The sequence below is a fragment of the Pseudidiomarina atlantica genome (genome assembly GCF_000753735.1).
GTDB lineage: Bacteria > Pseudomonadota > Gammaproteobacteria > Enterobacterales > Alteromonadaceae > Pseudidiomarina > Pseudidiomarina atlantica.
In genome coordinates this window covers 1-1317 of record NZ_JPIN01000026.1, presented here as the reverse complement: position 1 = coordinate 1317, position 1317 = coordinate 1, and the positions used below count along the sequence as shown (strand labels likewise).

The window sequence follows — 1317 nt, the reverse complement described above, 5'->3', positions numbered from 1 at the left end:
CTCCATTTTTTCTTGTAAGGCGTAGCGATCCGATGCTGTTGTCCATTCAGACTGCGGCTTAAGACCCACATATATCTCGATGTTGCTGATAGGCTCTGGATCGCCGCCCACTTCGGCTCGTCCAATGCGGCTGAGTGCGTAGGTGGTTTCCGGGAACGACATCAGGATTTTTTCAAGCTTCGGAGCCACCTCTAAGGCCGTTTCAAGGTTAGAGGAGGGGGCTAATGTCACGCGAATATTAATCGTGCCTTCTTCCAGTTCGGGCGCAAACTCTGTGCCGAGACGAGGCACTAACACCAAAGCGCCGACAAACAGCACACCGGCCAGGGTAATAACAGCCTTTTTACTGCGTAACGCCACCGATAATAGTCTTTTATAACCATTATCTAGTGGTTTAAGCAGTTTATTTTCACGAGGCTTAATACCCCGACTGAAAAAGTAACTGGCTAATGCCGGTACAACCATGATGGCCACAAAAACCGCGGAGATAATGGCCAACATAATACTGATAGCCATGGGCTCAAATAATTTAGCTTCAACACCCTGAAAACTAAACAGTGGCATAAAGACCACCAAGATAATCATGGCGGCAAAGAATACCGGTCGTGCCACTTCGTTCGCCGCTTCCTTAACTCGCAGCTTGATACCATGGCTATCGAGTTTGGCTGCCTGAGGATCTGGGTCGCGGTGCTCTGTGCGTTGCTCGGCGTCGTCTTGGTGTTCACTATCCGGACGACTTAAGTGCTTAAAGATATTTTCAACCATCACCACGGAGCCGTCGACCAGCATACCAATGGCAACAGCAATCCCGCCCAGCGACATCAGGTTAGCCGACATGCCCATCGCGGACATTACCATCAGGGCAATGGCGATAGAAACGGGAATGGACAGTAACACTAAAAAAGTAGCGCGTATATTGAGCAAAAACAGTGCTAATACTGCGATAATAAACACAAAGGCAATGAGCAGTGAATACGCGACCGTAGATACGGCTTTTTGTATTAAATCGGCCTGATCATAATACGGCTCAAAGGTAACACCCTCGGGTAATGCTTGCTGAATAAGCGGAATGCGCTTTTTAATACCGTCGATGGTGGCTTTGGTATTCGAGCCCATGCGTTTGAGCACAATACCCGACACCACTTCGCCCAACTGGTTGACCTCGCCGTCGACTTTACGCGACATTGAGACCGCCCCCTGGCGAATTTCACTGCCGATTTCGACGTCGGCAACCTGGCCCAGTGTTACGGAAACGCCGTCAACGGTTTTGAGCGGTATTTGTCGTATTTGTTGCAGGCCTTTTTTACCGCTATCCAA

General features: G+C 49.4%; 1 protein-coding gene. It reads right to left on the bottom strand.

All coding sequences use genetic code 11. The annotated features are described in order from the left end of the window. Positions 1-1317, bottom strand: a 1317-nt coding sequence (locus IDAT_RS12710; RefSeq protein ID WP_034734367.1) for an efflux RND transporter permease subunit, incomplete at both ends; no start/stop codon positions are given.